General features: G+C 59.3%; 12 protein-coding genes, 5 tRNA genes and 3 rRNA genes. 9 read left to right on the forward strand and 11 right to left on the reverse strand.

The features are described 5' to 3' along the window. Positions 1-14 precede the first annotated feature (14 nt). The 9 genes from C2L65_RS14775 to C2L65_RS14815 form a co-directional block, all read right to left on the reverse strand. A tRNA-Thr gene (locus C2L65_RS14775) sits at positions 15-89 on the reverse strand. A 20-nt stretch (positions 90-109) separates the two neighbouring features. Continuing rightward, a tRNA-Gly gene (locus C2L65_RS14780) sits at positions 110-183 on the reverse strand. Positions 184-229: 46 nt separating this feature from the next. After that, positions 230-315 (reverse strand) — tRNA-Tyr (locus C2L65_RS14785). Positions 316-457: 142 nt separating this feature from the next. After that, positions 458-571, reverse strand: a 5S ribosomal RNA gene (rrf, locus tag C2L65_RS14790). 199 nt (positions 572-770) lie between these two features. Beyond that, positions 771-3,651, reverse strand: a 23S ribosomal RNA gene (locus C2L65_RS14795). A 297-nt stretch (positions 3,652-3,948) separates the two neighbouring features. After that, a tRNA-Ala gene (locus tag C2L65_RS14800) sits at positions 3,949-4,024 on the reverse strand. A gap of 52 nt (positions 4,025-4,076) precedes the next feature. Further along, positions 4,077-4,153 (reverse strand) — tRNA-Ile (locus C2L65_RS14805). Between the two features lie 65 nt (positions 4,154-4,218). Next, positions 4,219-5,749 (reverse strand): 16S ribosomal RNA (locus tag C2L65_RS14810). The 16S, 23S and 5S rRNA genes sit together here with 5 tRNA genes alongside, the layout of an rRNA operon. Positions 5,750-6,195: 446 nt before the next feature. Then, positions 6,196-7,458 carry an SGNH/GDSL hydrolase family protein gene (locus C2L65_RS14815; RefSeq protein ID WP_042314152.1) on the reverse strand — a complete coding sequence of 421 codons (1,263 nt, stop codon included), beginning with the start codon at positions 7,456-7,458 and terminating at the stop codon, positions 6,196-6,198. Positions 7,459-7,617: 159 nt separating this feature from the next. Here C2L65_RS14815 and paaA point away from each other — a divergent pair, with 159 nt between their 5' ends. The 8 genes from paaA to C2L65_RS14855 all read left to right on the forward strand — a co-directional run bounded on the left by paaA (position 7,618) and on the right by C2L65_RS14855 (position 14,029). Beyond that, positions 7,618-8,616: a 1,2-phenylacetyl-CoA epoxidase subunit PaaA gene (gene paaA / locus C2L65_RS14820; protein ID WP_042314150.1), complete on the forward strand. Its 999-nt coding sequence runs from the start codon at positions 7,618-7,620 to the stop codon at positions 8,614-8,616. 39 nt (positions 8,617-8,655) lie between these two features. Next, positions 8,656-8,940 carry a 1,2-phenylacetyl-CoA epoxidase subunit PaaB gene (gene paaB / locus C2L65_RS14825; RefSeq protein WP_007733491.1) on the forward strand — a complete coding sequence of 95 codons (285 nt, stop codon included), beginning with the start codon at positions 8,656-8,658 and terminating at the stop codon, positions 8,938-8,940. A gap of 9 nt (positions 8,941-8,949) precedes the next feature. Further along, positions 8,950-9,753, forward strand: a complete 804-nt coding sequence (gene paaC, locus C2L65_RS14830; protein ID WP_042314148.1) for a 1,2-phenylacetyl-CoA epoxidase subunit PaaC — start codon at positions 8,950-8,952, stop codon at positions 9,751-9,753. A gap of 28 nt (positions 9,754-9,781) precedes the next feature. Then, entirely contained in the window at positions 9,782-10,345 is a 564-nt protein-coding gene (gene paaD / locus C2L65_RS14835) for a 1,2-phenylacetyl-CoA epoxidase subunit PaaD (RefSeq protein WP_042314146.1), read from the forward strand. Between the two features lies 1 nt (position 10,346). Further along, positions 10,347-11,435 (forward strand): 1,2-phenylacetyl-CoA epoxidase subunit PaaE, encoded by a 1,089-nt coding sequence (gene paaE / locus C2L65_RS14840; RefSeq protein WP_042314144.1) that lies wholly within the window; start codon positions 10,347-10,349, stop codon positions 11,433-11,435. 203 nt (positions 11,436-11,638) lie between these two features. After that, positions 11,639-12,454 (forward strand): DUF1835 domain-containing protein, encoded by an 816-nt coding sequence (locus tag C2L65_RS14845; RefSeq protein WP_174485093.1) that lies wholly within the window; start codon positions 11,639-11,641, stop codon positions 12,452-12,454. Between the two features lie 17 nt (positions 12,455-12,471). Continuing rightward, a complete protein-coding gene (locus tag C2L65_RS14850; protein WP_042314141.1) occupies positions 12,472-13,101 on the forward strand; it encodes a TetR/AcrR family transcriptional regulator in 630 nt (209 codons plus the stop codon). Between the two features lie 262 nt (positions 13,102-13,363). Next, entirely contained in the window at positions 13,364-14,029 is a 666-nt protein-coding gene (locus C2L65_RS14855; protein WP_042314139.1) for a GNAT family N-acetyltransferase, read from the forward strand. A 76-nt stretch (positions 14,030-14,105) separates the two neighbouring features. Here C2L65_RS14855 and C2L65_RS14860 read toward each other — a convergent pair whose 3' ends face one another. After that, positions 14,106-14,621: an Lrp/AsnC family transcriptional regulator gene (locus C2L65_RS14860; protein ID WP_042314137.1), complete on the reverse strand. Its 516-nt coding sequence runs from the start codon at positions 14,619-14,621 to the stop codon at positions 14,106-14,108. Positions 14,622-14,771: 150 nt separating this feature from the next. Between C2L65_RS14860 and hppD the strand changes: the two genes are divergently transcribed. Continuing rightward, positions 14,772-15,869 (forward strand): 4-hydroxyphenylpyruvate dioxygenase, encoded by a 1,098-nt coding sequence (hppD, locus tag C2L65_RS14865; protein WP_042314135.1) that lies wholly within the window; start codon positions 14,772-14,774, stop codon positions 15,867-15,869. A gap of 152 nt (positions 15,870-16,021) precedes the next feature. Here hppD and C2L65_RS14870 read toward each other — a convergent pair whose 3' ends face one another. Further along, on the reverse strand, positions 16,022-16,207 hold the full coding sequence (locus C2L65_RS14870) for a hypothetical protein (RefSeq protein ID WP_042314133.1): 186 nt from the start codon (positions 16,205-16,207) through the stop codon (positions 16,022-16,024). Positions 16,208-16,444: the final 237 nt, after the last annotated feature.

A 16,444-nucleotide genomic window follows, 5' to 3' on the forward strand; every position in this document is an offset into this window, starting at 1 on the left:
CACTTGGTACTAGCTGGTGCCCATGGGCAGGATCGAACTGCCGACCTCTCCCTTACCAAGGGAGTGCTCTACCACTGAGCCACATGGGCGCTACATCTACTTTGCTAGCTGGAGCGGGTGAAGGGAATCGAACCCTCGTCGTAAGCTTGGAAGGCTTCTGCTCTACCATTGAGCTACACCCGCAAGGACCTATCGATTCCCGACAACTGCGTTACAGCACTTTGATATCTGGTGGAGGAGGTTGGATTCGAACCAACGTAGGCGTAAGCCAACAGATTTACAGTCTGCCCCCTTTAGCCACTCGGGCACCCCTCCGCAGAGAACTGATGATTATGGGGGAGCGATTACATCTTGTCAAGTGTCTCTTGATCGCTCAAAACCCATAGGCTCTCACTTATAGTAGAGAGCAAACGCCAAGACCCCGCTTTTGAGGGCGGGGTCTTGGTTTGGATAAGGAGCCTGACGATTACCTACTTTCACACGGGCAATCCGCACTATCATCGGCGTGGAGTCGTTTCACGGTCCTGTTCGGGATGGGAAGGGGTGGTACCGACTCGCTATGGTCATCAGGCATGACGGGTTGCTGCGTCGCATTTGTGGTGCGCCACAGCCAATCTGGAAGAAGTATGGTGTAAAGAGGGTGTTGGGTTGTGTTGTTTCTGGCACAACACTGATCACTCAACCGTGTGCGTGTCCGTACTCCCTTCGGGAGTGGGATGCCCGTAAGTGCTGAAGCACTAACGATCATCGACACGAGACACACCTGTTATAGGATCAAGCCTTACGGGCAATTAGTATCAGTTAGCTTAACGCATTACTGCGCTTCCACACCTGACCTATCAACGTCCTGGTCTTGAACGACCCTTCAAGGGGCTCGAAGCCCCGGGGATATCTCATCTCAAGGCGAGTTTCCCGCTTAGATGCTTTCAGCGGTTATCTCTTCCGAACATAGCTACCCGGCGATGCCACTGGCGTGACAACCGGTACACCAGAGGTTCGTCCACTCCGGTCCTCTCGTACTAGGAGCAGCCCCCTTCAAATATCCAGCGCCCACGGCAGATAGGGACCAAACTGTCTCACGACGTTTTAAACCCAGCTCACGTACCTCTTTAAATGGCGAACAGCCATACCCTTGGGACCGGCTACAGCCCCAGGATGAGATGAGCCGACATCGAGGTGCCAAACACCGCCGTCGATATGAACTCTTGGGCGGTATCAGCCTGTTATCCCCAGAGTACCTTTTATCCGTTGAGCGATGGCCCTTCCATACAGAACCACCGGATCACTATGACCTGCTTTCGCACCTGCTCGACTTGTCGGTCTCGCAGTTAAGCACGCTTATGCCATTGCACTATCAGCACGATTTCCGACCGTACCTAGCGTACCTTCGTACTCCTCCGTTACACTTTGGGAGGAGACCGCCCCAGTCAAACTGCCCACCATGCACTGTCCCCGACCCGGATCACGGGCCAAGGTTAGAACCTCAAACAAACCAGGGTGGTATTTCAAGGACGGCTCCACGCAAACTGGCGTTCACGCTTCATAGCCTCCCACCTATCCTACACAGATCGGTTCAAAGTCCAATGCAAAGCTACAGTAAAGGTTCATGGGGTCTTTCCGTCTAGCCGCGGGGAGATTGCATCATCACAAACACTTCAACTTCGCTGAGTCTCGGGAGGAGACAGTGTGGCCATCGTTACGCCATTCGTGCAGGTCGGAACTTACCCGACAAGGAATTTCGCTACCTTAGGACCGTTATAGTTACGGCCGCCGTTTACCGGGACTTCAATCAAGAGCTTGCACCCCATCATTTAATCTTCCGGCACCGGGCAGGCGTCACACCCTATACGTCCACTTTCGTGTTTGCAGAGTGCTGTGTTTTTATTAAACAGTCGCAGCCACCAGTTTATTGCAACCCCTTCACCCTTTGCCCGCAGGGGCATCAAGCTACAGGGGCGTACCTTATCCCGAAGTTACGGTACCAATTTGCCGAGTTCCTTCTCCCGAGTTCTCTCAAGCGCCTTAGAATACTCATCTCGCCCACCTGTGTCGGTTTGCGGTACGGTCAATGTGAAACTGAAGCTTAGAGGCTTTTCCTGGAACCCCTTCCGATTGCTTCGCTCCCGAAGGAGCTCGCGCCACGCCCTTGAATTCCGTGCCCGGATTTGCCAGAGCACCTTCTCCAACGCAGCGACCGGGACTTCCAACACCCGGACAACCTTCCGCGATCCGTCCCCCCATCGCATTTCACACTGGTGCAGGAATATTGACCTGCTTCCCATCAGCTACGCATTTCTGCCTCGCCTTAGGGGCCGACTCACCCTACGCCGATGAACGTTGCGTAGGAAACCTTGGGCTTACGGCGAGGGGGCCTTTCACCCCCTTTATCGCTACTCATGTCAGCATTCGCACTTCCGATACCTCCAGCACGCTTTTCAACGCACCTTCGCAGGCTTACGGAACGCTCTCCTACCATGCACATAAATGTGCATCCGCAGCTTCGGTATATGACTTAGCCCCGTTACATCTTCCGCGCAGGACGACTCGATCAGTGAGCTATTACGCTTTCTTTAAAGGATGGCTGCTTCTAAGCCAACCTCCTGACTGTTTTAGCCTTCCCACTTCGTTTCCCACTTAGTCATATTTGGGGACCTTAGCTGGCGGTCTGGGTTGTTTCCCTCTTGACACCGGACGTTAGCACCCGATGTCTGTCTCCCGTGATTGCACTCTTCGGTATTCGGAGTTTGCTATGGCGAAGTAATCCGCAATGGACCCTTCAACCATGACAGTGCTCTACCCCCGAAGGTGATACACGAGGCACTACCTAAATAGTTTTCGGAGAGAACCAGCTATTTCCAGGTTTGTTTAGCCTTTCACCCCTATCCACAGCTCATCCCCTAACTTTTCAACGTTAGTGGGTTCGGACCTCCAGTACGTGTTACCGCACCTTCATCCTGGCCATGGATAGATCACCTGGTTTCGGGTCTACACCCAGCGACTGAATCGCCCTGTTCGGACTCGCTTTCGCTACGCCTGCCCTAATCGGTTAAGCTCGCCACTGAATGTAAGTCGCTGACCCATTATACAAAAGGTACGCCGTCACCCCTTGCGAGGCTCCGACTGTTTGTATGCATGCGGTTTCAGGATCTGTTTCACTCCCCTCCCGGGGTTCTTTTCGCCTTTCCCTCACGGTACTGGTTCACTATCGGTCGATCACGAGTATTTAGCCTTGGAGGATGGTCCCCCCATCTTCAGACAGGATTTCACGTGTCCCGCCCTACTTGTCGTACACCTAGTTCTTCCTCGCTGTTTTCGCCTACGGGGCTATCACCCACTATGGCCGCACTTTCCAGAGCGTTTGGCTAACAACAAAGATAAAGAGTACAGGCTGGTCCCATTTCGCTCGCCACTACTTTGGGAATCTCGGTTGATTTCTGTTCCTGCGGTTACTTAGATGTTTCAGTTCACCGCGTTCGCTTCACATGGCCTATGTATTCAGCCATGGATGACCCATACGGGCCGGGTTTCCCCATTCGGATATCGGTGGATCAAAGCTCGTTTGCCAGCTCCCCACCGCTTTTCGCAGGCTACCGCGTCCTTCATCGCCTGTGATCGCCAAGGCATCCACCACATGCACTTGTTCGCTTGACCCTATAACGGGTGTGTCTCTTTCGAGTACATCCGCTACAGGTTGAGTATTCGCGTTGTGCCGTATTCCAGGTTCGTCTTTCGATGAACTCAAAAAATACATTGATACAATCACAACCCTGACTCACCTACTCGCACACCCATCTCTAAGTATGCTTTCGTGAATCTCTTTACTACTTCTTCCTGATTGTTAAAGAACGACAGCCGATATCGCGATTGCTATAACCGCATATCTTCACTGACTGGCTCAATCGCCAATGCATAGAACTCAGTTCGCACTGAACGCTAGGCATTGAGGATTGGTGGAGGATGACGGGATCGAACCGACGACCCCCTGCTTGCAAAGCAGGTGCTCTCCCAGCTGAGCTAATCCCCCAGTCACACAGTACACAGGGGGGGTTTGCGATCAGCCACCGCAGACAAGACGCTGGTGGGTCTGGATGGATTCGAACCATCGACCCCCGCCTTATCAAGACGGTGCTCTAACCGACTGAGCTACAGACCCCTGAGCCTGTCTTCAATTAACAGCCGACAAGTGTGAGCGCTCAACTTTGAAGCGCGAAGCTCTGGAAAGGAGGTGATCCAGCCGCACCTTCCGATACGGCTACCTTGTTACGACTTCACCCCAGTCATGAATCCTACCGTGGTGACCGTCCTCCTTGCGGTTAGACTAGCCACTTCTGGTAAAACCCACTCCCATGGTGTGACGGGCGGTGTGTACAAGACCCGGGAACGTATTCACCGCGGCATGCTGATCCGCGATTACTAGCGATTCCAGCTTCACGCAGTCGAGTTGCAGACTGCGATCCGGACTACGATCGGTTTTCTGGGATTGGCTCCACCTCGCGGCTTGGCAACCCTCTGTTCCGACCATTGTATGACGTGTGAAGCCCTACCCATAAGGGCCATGAGGACTTGACGTCATCCCCACCTTCCTCCGGTTTGTCACCGGCAGTCTCCCTAGAGTGCTCTTGCGTAGCAACTAGGGACAAGGGTTGCGCTCGTTGCGGGACTTAACCCAACATCTCACGACACGAGCTGACGACAGCCATGCAGCACCTGTGTTACGGCTCCCTTTCGGGCACCCTCACCTCTCAGCAAGGTTCCGTACATGTCAAGGGTAGGTAAGGTTTTTCGCGTTGCATCGAATTAATCCACATCATCCACCGCTTGTGCGGGTCCCCGTCAATTCCTTTGAGTTTTAATCTTGCGACCGTACTCCCCAGGCGGTCAACTTCACGCGTTAGCTTCGTTACCAAGTCAATGAAGACCCGACAACTAGTTGACATCGTTTAGGGCGTGGACTACCAGGGTATCTAATCCTGTTTGCTCCCCACGCTTTCGTGCATGAGCGTCAGTATTGGCCCAGGGGGCTGCCTTCGCCATCGGTATTCCTCCACATCTCTACGCATTTCACTGCTACACGTGGAATTCTACCCCCCTCTGCCATACTCTAGCCCGCCAGTCACCAATGCAGTTCCCAGGTTAAGCCCGGGGATTTCACATCGGTCTTAGCGAACCGCCTGCGCACGCTTTACGCCCAGTAATTCCGATTAACGCTTGCACCCTACGTATTACCGCGGCTGCTGGCACGTAGTTAGCCGGTGCTTATTCTTCCGGTACCGTCATCCCCCCACCGTATTAGGACGGAGGTTTTCTTTCCGGACAAAAGTGCTTTACAACCCGAAGGCCTTCTTCACACACGCGGCATTGCTGGATCAGGGTTGCCCCCATTGTCCAAAATTCCCCACTGCTGCCTCCCGTAGGAGTCTGGGCCGTGTCTCAGTCCCAGTGTGGCTGGTCGTCCTCTCAGACCAGCTACAGATCGTCGCCTTGGTAGGCCTTTACCCCACCAACTAGCTAATCTGCCATCGGCCGCCCCTTGAGCGCGAGGCCTTTCGGTCCCCCGCTTTCATCCCAAGATCGTATGCGGTATTAATCCGGCTTTCGCCGGGCTATCCCCCACTCCAGGACACGTTCCGATGTATTACTCACCCGTTCGCCACTCGCCGCCAGGGTTGCCCCCGCGCTGCCGTTCGACTTGCATGTGTAAGGCATGCCGCCAGCGTTCAATCTGAGCCAGGATCAAACTCTTCAGTTCAAACCTGTTACTGTTTTTCGGTTGTTTTACCAACCGGTCGCTCACTCAAAATCACTGACGAAAGATCTGATTGCTCAAACCTTCCTCAATTACTTCTGTGTGAGACTCGATTACTTTCGCTATTCGGCGACCCGAAGATCACCGCGCGCCGCCATCGAGCACCCACACTTATCGGCTGTTGATTGTTAAAGAACATCCGCGGGAAGCGCCTTGCTTTCACCACGTTGCTGCGTCAGCAGCAGAGAAACGAGATTATGAAGAACCTTTTTCGTTTCGTCAACCGGTTTTTTTAGCATCGCCTGAAAAACCCTGCTGACTTCACGACCGCGCCGTTTCTGCCGCGGCCCCGTTGCGTCGCACCCAACTGCCTGCTGCTCAACGAGGACGCGAATCTTAGGCCATCCCGCGCCCCGTGACAAGGGTGTGACGCAAAGTTTTTTCAAGGGTCACTTCAAACCGCCAACCACCGGCTGCAGCGGGATCGCGTCCGCCATCGCCGAATAGCCTGCGTCGCTGGGATGGATCTGGTCTCCACTGTCGAACGAGCGTCGCAGGCGCGTCGGATCGGCAGGATCGCGCAGCGCTGCGTCGAAATCCACGACCCCATCGAACGCGCGGCTCGTCCGGATCCATTGATTCACCTCCGCGCGAATCGCCTCGCGCTGCGGCGGCAGCGCCGCCGGCGTCAGCGTTGCGCCGAAAATCCGCACCCCGCGAGCATGCGCCGCCGCAATCACACGCTTGTAGCCCGCGACCAGGCCATCCGCCGTCACCTGCGTATGCGGAGCATCGCAATCCAGCCCGCCATGCGCCGGCATCGCTGCGAAGTTGATGTCATTGATGCCGATCAGCAGAATCACCGTCTTCACGCCCGGCTGAGCCAGCACGTCCCTCCCGAAGCGCGACGCGAGCGCGTCCCCGTAGCAGCTCGAATCCGTCAACAGCCGGTTTCCACTGATCCCCAGATTGACGACCGCCACCGACTTGTCCCCGCTCTGCGCCACCCTTCGCGCCAGCGCATCCGGCCAGCGTCGGTTCTCATTCAGGCTCGAGCGCATCCCATCCGTAATTGAATCGCCAATCGCCGCGACCGTCGACGAAGCAGGCGCCTTGACCTGCACGCCCGTCACCCACGCGAACTGGGTGATCCGTTGCCGGTAAGCGTCGGTGGAGGCGTCGCCGGCATGGTTGCCCGGCATCGACAGATAGTTGACCTGGCTCGACACGCGATGCCACGCGATCAATTTTTGCTCGCGCCCCATAAAGCTGCTGACCGCGTACGGCATTCCGGCTGAAATCGCGACACGGACGGGATCGCTATCGATTTCTCCGCCGGGCGGCACGCTAACGGCCGGCTTTCCGCCGAAAGTCACCCGCGCCTCCGTCCCAATCTGAACGCCCGCGCCGGCACCGGACCGCGCGATCCGCAGCTCTTCGATCACAAGCGGCGCTTTCCCATACGCATTACTTATATGGATGCGTGCGACCTCGCCCGAAAGCGTCGGATACACAATCTGCCGAAGCGTCCGCCCCGCGACGTCAGGCGCCCGGTACAACGGCGGCGGATTGGATATTTGCGGTATCGGCTGGAGCGCCGTCGCCCAGGTGGTGACCCAAGGCGAGTTATCGGCAGCGGAAACGGGAGCCGACGCCAGCAGGAAGGAGGACAGAACCGCGCCACACACGACGGCAAGAGAACGAGTGGTCATTGCGACTGATTGGTGAAGAATGGTTGAGAACACGAGCCGCTCATTGTGCATGATTGCATAGTGCAAACCCCTACCGGTCTATCTCGAAAAATTTATTAACCGACCGGACGGTTGGTTTATACTGCCGAACACACACTTACTCATGACGAGAGCGTTCATATGTACACGCAATCCCTCGACATCCCCGGCAATGTCGCCCCGCTCGACGCGGCCGCCAGTTCGCCCGAGCAGGCCCGTTTCGACGCAGTCATGGCCGCCGACGGCAAGATCGAGCCGCAAGACTGGATGCCCGACGCGTACCGCAAGACGCTGGTCCGTCAAATCTCACAGCACGCGCACTCGGAAATCGTCGGCATGCTGCCGGAAGGGAATTGGATCACGCGCGCGCCGAGCCTGAAGCGCAAGGCGATCCTGCTCGCCAAGGTGCAGGACGAAGGCGGCCACGGCCTCTATCTGTATAGCGCGGCCGAAACGCTCGGCGTCACGCGCGACCAGATGATCGACGGGCTGCACTCCGGCAAGGCGAAGTACTCGAGCATCTTCAATTACCCGACGCCGACCTGGGCGGACGTCGGCGTGATCGGCTGGCTGGTCGACGGCGCGGCGATCATGAACCAGATTCCGCTGTGCCGCTGCACGTACGGTCCGTATGCGCGCGCAATGATCCGCATCTGCAAGGAAGAGTCGTTCCACCAACGCCAGGGCTTCGACGCGTTGCTCGCGATGATGAAAGGCACCGACGCGCAGCGCGAGCTGGTCCAGCAGGCCGTGAACCGCTGGTGGTATCCGGTGCTGATGATGTTCGGCCCGAGCGACAAGGATTCCGTCCACAGCAACCAGTCGGCCAAGTGGGGCATCAAGCGCATCACGAACGACGACCTGCGTCAGAAATTCGTCGACGCGACCGTCGAGCAGGCGAAGGTGCTAGGCGTCACGCTGCCGGACCCGAATCTGAAGTGGAACGAAGAACGCGCCCACTACGATTACAGCGACCTCGACTGGGATGAGTTCTGGCGCGTCGTCAACGGCGACGGCCCGTGCAACAAGGAACGCCTCGCCACGCGCGTGAAGGCGCACAACGACGGCGCCTGGGTCCGCGAAGCCGCCCTTGCCCATGCCGAAAAACAGCGCCAGCGCGCGCAGCAACACGCCGCCTGAGTGGCGCCCCGAATCTGGAAGGACTGGAAGGAGATAGCAATGAACAAGGAATGGCCGATCTGGGAAGTCTTCGTGCGCAGCAAGCAGGGACTCGACCACAAGCATTGCGGCAGCCTGCACGCGTCGGACGCGTCGATGGCGCTGCGCATGGCGCGCGACGTCTACACGCGCCGGCAGGAAGGCGTGAGCATCTGGGTGGTGCCGTCGTCGGCGATTACGGCATCGGCGCCTGACGACAAGGCAGAACTGTTCGAACCGGCGGCGGACAAGATCTATCGCCATCCGACGTTCTATCAGCTGCCCGACGAAGTCAACCACATGTAAGCGCGAGTCATGGATATCACACCCCAACACCTCGCCTACGTGCTGCGCCTCGCCGACACTGCGCTGATCCTCGGTCAGCGCAACGCGGAATGGTGCGGCCACGGCCCGATTCTCGAAGAAGACATCGCGCTGTCGAACATGAGCCTCGACCTGGTCGGCCAGGCGCGCCTGCTGTATACGCACGCCGCCGATCTGGAAAAGACGCTGACCGGCCAGAGCCGCACGGAAGACGACTACGCGTTCTTCCGCGCCGAGCGCGAGTTCGCGAACTACACGCTTGCCGAGCTGCCGCATGTCGGGCCGCTTGCGGGCACGGCGCGCGCTGACAAGGACTACGCGGTCACGATCGTTCGCAACTTCCTGTACTCGACGCTGATGCTGCACGTGTGGTCGGCGTTGACGGGTTCGTCGGACGAACAGCTGGCCGCCATCGCTGCCAAGTCGATCAAAGAAACGCAGTATCACGTGCATCACTCACACGAGTGGCTCGTGCGTTTCGGCGACGGCACGGACGAATCCCATGCCCGCGCACAAGCTGCGCTCGACTATCTGATGCCGTACACGCGCGAATTTTTTAGCGCCGACGCGACAGAAGACGCGATCGCCGCTGCCGGCGTCGGCCCGAAGACGTCCGAAATTGAAGCTGTGTGGCTCGAAGACCTGCACGCCGCGCTCGACGAAGCGACACTGAAACTTCCCGAGCCCGTCAAGCACATCACGACGGGCAAGCACGGCGAGCATTCGGAGCACATGGGCTTCCTGCTTGCCGAAATGCAAAGCCTCGCGCGCCAGCATCCGGGCGCAAGCTGGTAATCCGTCGATCCAACAGGTGAAACCCACGATGATGTCGACCGCTCAAACAGCCGCCGTTGCACCGGATCACGCGCTCGCCCAGGCGTGGGCGGTTCTCGAAGCCGTGCCCGACCCGGAAATCCCTGTCGTGTCGATTCGCGAACTGGGCATTTTGCGTGACGTGCGCCACGCCTCCGATGGCGCGCTCGAAGTCGTCATCACGCCGACTTACTCGGGTTGCCCGGCGATGTCGCAGATCGCGGAAGACATCGGTCATGCGCTCGACGCGGCGGGTTTCACGCCGTATCGCGTGGCAACCGTGCTCGCGCCCGCCTGGACCACCGACTGGATCACCGACGACGCCCGCGACAAGCTGCGCGCCTACGGCATCGCGCCGCCAACGGGCAACTGCGGCAGCGGCGAGCCCACCGCGAACGCTGGATCGAAAGAGAAAGTGATCCGCTTCGTCCCGCGCTCGCTGCCCGCGCCTGCCTGCCCGCGTTGCGGCTCGAAGCACACCGAACGCCTCGCGCAATTTGGCTCGACAGCCTGCAAGGCGCTGTACCGCTGCGTCGACTGCCGCGAACCCTTCGACTATTTCAAACCGTACTGATATGGCTACCCCGCAATTTCATCCGCTGCGCATCCGGGAAGTGCGGCCCGAAACCGCCGATGCGGTCTCCGTCGCCTTCGAAGTCCCCGCCGAACTGCGCGAGCAGTATCGCTTCACGCAGGGCCAGTTCGTCACGCTGAAGACGCATATCGACGGCGAGGAAACACGCCGTTCGTATTCGATCTGTGTCGGCGTCACCGATTACGACCGCGACGGCGAGTTGCGCATCGGCATCAAGCGCGTGCGCGGCGGCCGCTTCTCGAACTTCGCGTTCGATACGCTGCAACCCGGTCACACGCTCGAAGTGATGACGCCCGACGGCCGCTTCTTCACGCACCTGAACGCCGATCACGGCAAGCAGTACGTCGCGTTCTCGGGTGGCTCGGGCATCACGCCCGTGCTGGCAATCATCAAGACGACGCTCGAAATCGAGCCGCGCAGCACGTTCACGCTGATCTACGGCAACCGCAGCGTCGATCAGATCATGTTCGCCGAAGAGCTCGAAGACCTGAAGAACCGGTTCATGAACCGCTTCGTGCTGTATCACGTGCTATCCGACGATATCCAGGACGTCGAGCTGTTCAACGGCGTGCTCGACCAGGCGAAGTGCGAGTCGTTCCTCGAGACGCTCGTGCCTGTGGACTCGATCGACGAAGCCTTCATCTGCGGCCCCGGGCCGATGATGGACGCCGCCGAAGCCGCGCTGAAGACAGCGGGCGTGCCGCAGGCGAAGGTACACGTCGAGCGTTTCGGCACGCCGCTGCCGCAGGCCGGTGTGCCCACCGTGGAAATTACCGACGACACGCCGGCCGCCGACCTCGAAATCGTCCTCGACGGCAAGAAGCGCAAGCTGCGGCTGCCGTATCAGGGCTTGAGCGTGCTCGACGTCGGCCTGCGCGCCGGACTGGCGCTGCCGTATGCGTGCAAGGGCGGCGTCTGCTGCACGTGCCGCGCGAAGGTGCTCGAAGGCGAAGTGAAGATGGAAAAGAACTACACGCTGGAAGAGCACGAAATCCGCGACGGCTACGTGCTGACCTGCCAGTGCCATCCGGTCAGCGACAAGGTCGTGGTCAGCTACGACGAACGCTGATGCCCGCATGGCGCAGTGCGCCATGCACCGAACGTGCGCATCGTCGCTTTCGGCACACACGCGATCCGCTTACACTAGGGGCCGCTCGTCAGGGGAAACGCATTCCTCGGACGGGCGGCCTTTTCCGTTACCTGACCGAACTGCGTGCTCGAACTGCGCTTCGCATTGCGCCCGAAGCGCGCGAGAACCGCCCGTCAATGACCATGAGCACGATCCATATCACCAATGGCGACGTCGCCGCCGATTCTCTGCGCAAGGCGCTCGACCAGGCGCGCCGCACGGATATCGTGCTGCCCCTGCGCGACGATCTGGCAGTCGGCCCGTTGCAAGGCATCGACGACACGCCGCAGGTACGCGCCGACTTCTGGGGAGGCGTCATCGGCGACACCGCGCGCGATTTTCTCGCCGAGCTAGAACAGCAGGCGGACGAGCTGAAAGCAGTGGTCGACGGTACGACCCATGTGGTCGTGTGGCACGGCCAGAGCGCCGCCGATCAGCTGACGCTGCGCCGCGTGTGCTTCCATCTGCGCGAGATGCCGCAGCGACTCAACGAAGTGCGTCTGTCGATCGACGAACTGACGGGCGATGCAAGCGCCCCGCTACACCGCCCCGATCGCGCGACCTCCGTCGGCATGTTCGCGCCCGATCTGCTGCAAAAACGCCTGCCCGGCGTTGCGCCGATTTCGGTGCTGCGCATCGGCAGGCTTGCGCTCGAATGGCAGGAAGTGAAAGTCGTCGACGCCGAGCTGCGCCGCTGGCACGACAATACCTTTACGACTGGCACGTTCGCCGAACTGGACGCGCTGATCCTTGAACACGCCGTCGAAGGCTGGCAGCCCGCCGGGCGCGTTGCCGCTTGCGTGATGGCGGCGGATAACGGCTTGCTGGTCAGCGACAGCCTCGTGCTGTGGCGACTGCGCGAGCTGGCGGCCGCTGGCCAGTTGCAGTTGCGCGGCGACGCGGATCACTGGCGTTCGCTAGAAATGCACGTCACGCGCACAACCCTTTCTCCCGTATAAGACCAACCAGAATAATCATGGCCCGTACACGAGCCCCAGACCATGAAAGCCAGCGCGACCAGATCCTCGATCTGGCCGCCGAAAAATTCGCTCAAACGAGCTATCCCAGCACGTCGATGGCCGATCTGGCCGCGGCGAGCGGCACGTCGAAAGCGCGCCTTTATCACTATTACGAGAGCAAGGAAGCGATTCTCTTCGACCTGCTCGACCGCTACACGAAGCGACTGATGCTGATCATCGCCGAGGTCGAAGGCGCGAGCCAGCGGCGCGGACTCACCGAGCGCGAAACCTTCGCCGAGCTGATCCGCGCGTTCCTTTCCGAGTACGAGACGTCGCACAGCCGGCACGTTGCGCTGTTGAACGACGTCAAATATCTGGTCGAAGCGCAGCGCGAGATCATCCTGAACCGTCAGCGCGACGTGGTCGCCGCGTTCGCGCGGCAACTGGCGCGCGCGTACCCCGAGAGCGTGGCGCGCGAAAACCAGACCGCCCTCACGATGATGGTGTTCGGGATGATCAACTGGACGTTCACCTGGCTGAAGCCGGGCGGCCCGATGGGCTATCGGGAATTCGCGGAACAGGTGGTCGCGATGGTGGATCATGGGCTGACCGTGCGTGCATCGGATGATGGCGCTGGCGGTCACTGAGGTCCGCGCCGCCACGCACCCGGCCTCGAATGGATGCCGTCACGCAGCAATTACCGTGCCGTCGTTGTGACAAGACGACGCAGCCACGGCGCGCGACCGCCTCATATATTTTCCTTGAAAATCAATAATATAAGAGTCATCGCGCACAATTTTAGACCTTGTCCTCGACTTGACTCAGGGTTTTCCCCAGTGAGACTTCGGGTTTTCCATTAGAATGCTTGTTGCGGCGCATCATGCCGCATAGCTAAAAGGAGAACCCACCATGAATCTGCAAACCGTCCGCGCCGCCGAGCCGATCGTTGTCGATCGCTTGCTGAACGTCGCCGGCCGCGCGCCTGTTCTGATCCGGGAACTCAGCGAGAAAGACCGCGAGCGTCTGCTCGCTCACTTCCTTGAACTCGACGAAGACGATCGCCTGCTGCGCTTTGGTCAGGTCACGCCTGATCACGTCATCGAAAACTACGTTCGCATGCTGGATTTCAGCCGCGACACCGTGTTCGGCGTGTTCGACCGTCATCTGGAACTGGTCGGAGTCGGCCATCTGGCCTATCTGCCGGCTGAAGGCGATACGCGTACCGCTGAATTCGGCGTGTCGGTGTCGGAAAGCGTGCGGGGTCAGGGAATCGGCACGAAGCTCTTCGAGCGCGCCGCCATCCGCAGCCGCAACACGCACGTCACGACGCTGTACATCCACTGCCTGTCGCGCAACACGACGATGATGCACATCGCCAAGAAGGCCGGCATGAAGATCGAATATGCGTACGGTGAAGCGGACGCCTATCTGACGCTCTCGCCCGCGGATCAGAACAGCATCATCTCTGAGATGCTGCAGGAACAGGCCGCCGTGTTCGACTATGTGCTCAAGCGCCAGGCGCGCAACACGTCGAAGCTGATCGAATCGTTCATTCCGACCGCGATCGCCGCGTAAGCTTCAGGGCAAAAAACATCGCCAAAGGGCGGCTCTTCACCGAGCCGCCCTTTTCTTTTGCGCATCACACTCGTTGTCAAAGCGGCAGCGCGGTCGTCTCCTTGAACTTCTCCAGTGAAAAGCTCGACTTCACGTCGATCACCGACGGATGCCGCAGCAACTGGTCCTGCACGAACCGCGAAAAGTGCGCCATGTCGCGCACCTGCACGCGCAGCAGATAGTCCATGTCGCCCGTCATCGCGTAGCACGCGACTACTTCCGGCCAGCCCTGTACCGCCACGCGGAACAGTTCCGAATGCGTCGCGCCCGCACGCCCCGGCGTGCCGTCCGCGCGTGCGCTGAGCGCCGGGCCGCCGCGCTTCTCCAGCCGCACATTGACGTAAGCGAGCAGATCGAGCCCGAGCATCTGCGAGTCCAGCAGCGCGACATAACCGCGAATCACGCCGATTTCCTCCAGCCTGCGGATGCGCCGCAAGCACGGACTCGGCGACAGGTTCACCCGCTCGGCGATCTCCTGATTCGACAGCCGCCCGTTTTCCTGAAGAATCGCGAGAATGCGCCGGTCGATCGCGTCTATCTCAATTTGAGCCATGTTCTGCCGTCCAATACGAATCAAGCGCCAGAAAATAGCGCAAGCGTAGTGTTCGCCGATTAACTTCGCAAGTTTTCTTCCCAAGCCGGCAACTACACTGTTCTTCATCAGATCGCGCGATGCGCCCCGCACACAGTCGAGGAGACAGACATGAAAGTTTCTACCTGGGAGAATCCCGTCGGCACCGACGGCTTCGAGTTCATCGAATACACCGCGCCGGACCCCGTCGCGCTCGGCAAGCTGTTCGAGAGCATGGGTTTCACGGCCATCGCGAAGCATCGCCACAAGAACGTGACGCTGTACCGTCAAGGCGAGATCAACTTCATCGTCAATGGCGAGCCCGATTCGTTTGCGCAGCGCTTCGCGCGTCTGCACGGCCCGTCGATCTGCGCGATCGCGTTCCGCGTGCAGGACGCGGCAAAGGCCTACCAGCGCGCGCTCGAACTCGGCGCCTGGGGCTTCGACAACAAGACGGGCCCGATGGAGCTGAACATTCCGGCCATCAAGGGGATTGGCGATTCGCTGATCTATTTCGTCGACCGCTGGCGCGGCAAGAACGGCGCGGCGCCTAACAGCGTCGGCGACATCAACATCTATGACGTCGACTTTGAACCGATTCCGGGCGCGAACCCGAATCCCGTCGGCCACGGCCTCACCTATATCGATCACCTGACGCACAACGTCCATCGCGGACGCATGCAGGAGTGGGCCGAGTTCTACGAGCGACTGTTCAATTTCCGCGAAGTGCGCTACTTCGATATCGAAGGCAAGGTGACGGGCGTCAAGTCGAAGGCGATGACGTCGCCGTGCGGCAAGATCCGCATTCCGATCAACGAGGAAGGTTCGGAAACGGCGGGCCAGATCCAGGAATATCTCGACGCGTATCACGGCGAAGGGATCCAGCATATCGCGCTCGGCACGAACGACATTTACGCGACGGTCGACGGCCTGCGCGGCGCGAACATTTCGCTGCTCGATACGATCGACACGTACTACGAACTCGTCGATCGCCGCGTGCCGAATCACGGCGAGCCGCTGGACGAACTGCGCAAGCGCAAGATTCTGATCGACGGCGCGCGCGAAGACCTGCTGCTGCAGATCTTCACCGAGAACCAGATCGGACCGATCTTCTTCGAGATCATCCAGCGCAAGGGCAACCAGGGTTTCGGCGAGGGTAACTTCAAGGCGCTGTTCGAATCGATCGAACTGGATCAGATTCGTCGCGGTGTCGTGCAGGACAAGACCTGACCCGTTGCGAAAGAGTTAGCGCCAAATAAGAAAAGGCGAGGAATCGTACGATCCTCGCCTTTTGCATTTTGAGAACCGGCTTTTCTCTCCCTCAACCGGTTCTCATCTGTTCATACGCCGCGGATGATCAGCCGATCACCCGCCAGAGCGCGTCAGCCACGCCGCTCCGTGTCGTCGGACTCGCGCCGCTGGTTCACGGCGACCGTTGTCGCGGCGACCTGCGTGGTGCGCGTGACGGCATTCGCGAGCGCATTGGCGCTATTGGGGCGCATCGGCGCGCTCATCGCGAAGAATGCTGCCGAGACCATCAGGAAGGTCTGGATGTGTTTCGTGTTCATGCGTACTCCTTTTTCGACTGCACAGCGAAGCTCCGCCGCATGCGGAACGTTGCGATTCATGCAGATGGGGAGTTTAGACCGACATTTCAAGCCCAGTTCCGCACGTTGCAAGCTTTTACACCCTGTAACAGCGGCAAACGAAAAAGCTCGCGCGCGGTCATACGAATGACATTTTGTTCGTGTCCCGTCGCGCATCGTGGTGTTTCCGACGATAGGCGGCGGGTTTTCACCAGTGCT

Source organism: Paraburkholderia terrae (genome assembly GCF_002902925.1).
Classification (GTDB): domain Bacteria; phylum Pseudomonadota; class Gammaproteobacteria; order Burkholderiales; family Burkholderiaceae; genus Paraburkholderia; species Paraburkholderia terrae.

Coding starts and splice junctions, on each gene's coding strand:
- C2L65_RS14850 (WP_042314141.1), top strand. CDS start 12,472: ATGGCCCGTACACGAGCCCCAGACCATGAAAGCCAGCGCGACCAGATC.
- paaD (WP_042314146.1), top strand. CDS start 9,782: ATGATGTCGACCGCTCAAACAGCCGCCGTTGCACCGGATCACGCGCTC.
- C2L65_RS14855 (WP_042314139.1), top strand. CDS start 13,364: ATGAATCTGCAAACCGTCCGCGCCGCCGAGCCGATCGTTGTCGATCGC.
- paaB (WP_007733491.1), top strand. CDS start 8,656: ATGAACAAGGAATGGCCGATCTGGGAAGTCTTCGTGCGCAGCAAGCAG.
- C2L65_RS14870 (WP_042314133.1), bottom strand. CDS start 16,207: ATGAACACGAAACACATCCAGACCTTCCTGATGGTCTCGGCAGCATTC.
- paaE (WP_042314144.1), top strand. CDS start 10,347: ATGGCTACCCCGCAATTTCATCCGCTGCGCATCCGGGAAGTGCGGCCC.
- C2L65_RS14860 (WP_042314137.1), bottom strand. CDS start 14,621: ATGGCTCAAATTGAGATAGACGCGATCGACCGGCGCATTCTCGCGATT.
- paaA (WP_042314150.1), top strand. CDS start 7,618: ATGTACACGCAATCCCTCGACATCCCCGGCAATGTCGCCCCGCTCGAC.
- C2L65_RS14845 (WP_174485093.1), top strand. CDS start 11,639: ATGAGCACGATCCATATCACCAATGGCGACGTCGCCGCCGATTCTCTG.
- C2L65_RS14815 (WP_042314152.1), bottom strand. CDS start 7,458: ATGACCACTCGTTCTCTTGCCGTCGTGTGTGGCGCGGTTCTGTCCTCC.
- paaC (WP_042314148.1), top strand. CDS start 8,950: ATGGATATCACACCCCAACACCTCGCCTACGTGCTGCGCCTCGCCGAC.
- hppD (WP_042314135.1), top strand. CDS start 14,772: ATGAAAGTTTCTACCTGGGAGAATCCCGTCGGCACCGACGGCTTCGAG.